Raw genomic sequence first — 3,340 nt, forward strand, 5'->3', positions numbered from 1 at the left:
ACCTCGAGTCCCTGGTCGAGCAGGTGTGCCGCCCGGTCCGCTGGGACCTGTGCATGAGCCGGCTGACGGAGATGGGCGTGGAGCAGCTCCTCGAGATGCCCCCGGCCGGCACCCTGGTGGGCCTGGCCAAACGCGGTATGAAGGGCGTGCCGGCCGCTGCGGTCAACACTCCCGAGGATCTCGAAGCTGCCCGTAAGATCTTGGCTTGACGCCTCGTCCAGAGCGTCCGCACCTCATTTCGTCCGAAGGAGCTTTCACCTCGTGGTGACTCTCAAGCAGCACACACCGATCGCCCACTCCCGCATCCTGGGTCTCGGCGCCTCCCGCCCGGAAAAGATCATCACCAACGAGGACGTCTGCCAGTGGATCGACTCCTCGGACGAGTGGATCCGCCAGCGCACGGGCATCGTGACCCGCCATCGCGCCGGTGACGACACCTCAGCTCTGGACATGGCCCTGGCCGCCGCCCAGGAGGCCATCGAGGCCGCCGGCATCACCCCGGATCAGCTGGACACCGTCCTGGTCTCCACGATCTCCTTCCCCTACCTGACGCCGTCCATGGCGGCCGTGCTCACGGACCGGCTCGGCGCCACCCCGGCTGCCGCCTACGACATCTCCGCGGCGTGCGCGGGGTACTGCTACGGCATCGGCCAGGCCGACGCCTTCGTGCGGTCGGGACTGAGCCGGTACGTCCTGGTGGTCGGGGTCGAGAAGCTCTCCGACGTGATCGACAACGGCGAACGCTCCATCAGCTTCCTGCTGGGCGACGGAGCCGGTGCCGCCGTCGTGGGCCCCTCCGACGCCCCGGGCATCGGCCCCACCGTCTGGGGCTCGGACGGTTCCAAGCACGAGGCCATCCGCATGACCCACCCGCTCACCGACATCCGCGACGCGGAGATGGGCAGGGCCCGGCCGTTCCGGAAGGACCTGGCCGATTCCGAGACCGGCGAGATGCCCGAGGACGCCCCTCTGTGGCCGACGCTGCGGCAGGACGGCCAGACCGTCTTCCGCTGGGCCTCCTTCGAGGCGGCCAAGAAGGTCACCGAGGCTCTCGATGCCGCCGGCCTGGAGCCGGAGGACCTGGGGGCGTTCATCCCCCATCAGGCGAACATGCGCATCATCGATCAGATGGCCAAGGTGCTCAAGCTGCCCGAGTCCGTGGTGATCGCCCGGGACATCGCCGATGCGGGGAACACCTCGGCGGCCTCGGTGCCGCTGGCGGCCCACCGCCTGCTGCAGGAGCATCCCGAGCTCTCGGGCAAGCCCGCCCTGCAGATCGGATTCGGCGCCGGCCTGGTCTACGCCGCGCAGGTCGTGATCCTGCCCTGAGAACCTGGTCGCTCATGGCGGCGGTCCGATGACGATTCGCCTGTCCTCATGATCGGCCATCCACGACGGTCCAGCGGCCGGGCGGGAGCGACGGATACGACAATGTGTGCGACGCTTTCATCCCGGGGACCGGCCAAGCACGCGAGGCGGGCTCAACGCGTCGTAGAGTGGCACCGCACTGCACTCCGGTCGTCCCGGGCCAGGGTTGGAACCCGGGCCCGACGATCCACCGGTCGTCACCCGTCGACCGAAACCACAGCAGGCCCGGCAACGGGCCGCGAGGAAAGGAATGCCGAGATGGCGAGCAAGGAAGAGATTCTGGCCGGCCTGGCCGAGATCGTGAACGAGGAGACCGGCCTGGAGACCGAGGCCGTTCAGCTCGACAAGAACTTCACCGAGGACCTGGACATCGACTCCATCTCCATGATGACCATCGTGGTCAACTGCGAGGAGAAGTTCGAGGTCACCATCCCGGACGAAGAGGTCAAGAACCTCAAGACCGTCCAGGACGCCGTCGACTTCATCGACAACGCCCAGGGCTGAGTCCTTCACCCGCCGTTTCGCGGTGCGTGCGCGGCCGGCAGGCCCAGGCCGACCGGAGGCTCCCAGCCCCGACGGCCCGCGCACCGCGAATCGCGTGAGGCGAAAGCCCCTCTCCGGACACCAGGAAGTAGTGCAGACATGCCCCGCAAAGTAGTCGTCACCGGTCTGGGTGCCACCACGCCCATCGGTGGCACCGTCCCCGAACTCTGGCAGAACGCCCTGGCCGGCGTCTCTGGCGTATCCAAGATCGAGGAGGAATGGGTCGAGACGTACAACCTCGCCGTGCGGATCGCCGCCTCCGTCTCCACCCCCGCCGCTGATGTCCTGACCCGCGTCGAGGCCAAGCGCCTGGACCCCTCCGGACAGCTCTCCCTGATCTCCGCACGCGAGGCCTGGGCCGATGCCGGGTTCTCCGCGGCGAACGCCGAGGAAGCGGAGGGAGTCGATCCCGAACGCGTGGCCGCCGTCTTCGGCACCGGCATCGGTGGCGCCTGGACCCTGCTCAACGCCTGGGACACCCTGCGCGAGAAGGGCGCGCGCCGGGTCATGCCCCTCACGGTCCCGATGCTCATGCCCAACGGCAACGCCGCGACCGTCAGCATGGAGCTCAAGGCCCGGAGGGCGGCGATCACGGCCGTGTCGGCCTGCGCCTCCGGCACCGAGTCGTTCTATCAGGGCCTGGAGCTGATCCGCAGCGGCAAGGCGGACATCGTCGTCGCCGGCGGAGCTGAATCGGCGAACCACCCCGTCAACTTCGCGGCCTTCGGTGCGATGCAGGCGCTGTCCCGCCGAAACGACGAGCCCGAGCGGGCCTCGCGGCCCTACGACGTGGACCGTGACGGCTTCGTCATGGCCGAGGGCGCGGGCGCCGTGGTCCTGGAATCCGAGGAATTCGCCAAGGCCCGCGGTGCTCGCATCTACTGCGAGCTCGCGGGAGCGGGCCTCTCCGCGGACGCCTTCCACATCACCGCCCCGGACGAGGCCGGCCTGGGTGCCGCACGCGCGCTGACCGAGGCCATGGAGTCCGGTGAGTTCACGGCCGAGGACGTCATCCACGTCAACGCTCACGCGACCTCCACCCCCAAGGGAGACCTCCCCGAGGCGGTGGCCCTGCGCGAGGCCTTCGGCAACACCGTGGACGGCATTCCCGTCTCCGCCACCAAGTCCATGACCGGGCACATGCTCGGCGGTGCGGGCGCCGTGGAGGCCATCCTGGCCATCAAGGCGCTGACCGAGCGCACGGCCCCGCGCACGATCAACCTGGAGAACAAGGACTCGCAGATCGACCTGGACGTGGTCACCACGCCGCGTGAACTCCGCAAGGAGGCCGGCGTGGTCGTGTCCAACTCCTTCGGTTTCGGCGGGCACAACGCCGTCGTCGCGTTCCGGGACTACTGAGACCCCGGAGAGATCGTGGTGATGTCGCAATCGTGATGTCGCAGTGGGGGCTCCGCACCGGTACCGGTGC

Annotated in this window: 3 protein-coding genes and 1 pseudogene; all 4 read left to right on the forward strand. The window is 68.9% G+C overall.

The annotated features are described in order from the left end of the window. Positions 1-209 (forward strand): annotated as a pseudogene (locus tag FCK90_RS15135) (ACP S-malonyltransferase); the annotation flags it as partial. Positions 210-261: 52 nt separating this feature from the next. Continuing rightward, positions 262-1,329, forward strand: a complete 1,068-nt coding sequence (locus FCK90_RS15140; protein ID WP_158035137.1) for a beta-ketoacyl-ACP synthase III — start codon at positions 262-264, stop codon at positions 1,327-1,329. Between the two features lie 297 nt (positions 1,330-1,626). Continuing rightward, on the forward strand, positions 1,627-1,872 hold the full coding sequence (locus tag FCK90_RS15145; protein WP_006215098.1) for an acyl carrier protein: 246 nt from the start codon (positions 1,627-1,629) through the stop codon (positions 1,870-1,872). A 138-nt stretch (positions 1,873-2,010) separates the two neighbouring features. After that, positions 2,011-3,270 (forward strand): beta-ketoacyl-[acyl-carrier-protein] synthase family protein, encoded by a 1,260-nt coding sequence (locus FCK90_RS15150; RefSeq protein WP_158035138.1) that lies wholly within the window; start codon positions 2,011-2,013, stop codon positions 3,268-3,270. The last annotated feature ends 70 nt before the right edge of the window (positions 3,271-3,340 follow it).

The sequence above is a fragment of the Kocuria coralli genome (assembly GCF_008831305.1).
Taxonomy (GTDB): Bacteria; Actinomycetota; Actinomycetes; order Actinomycetales; family Micrococcaceae; genus Kocuria; species Kocuria coralli.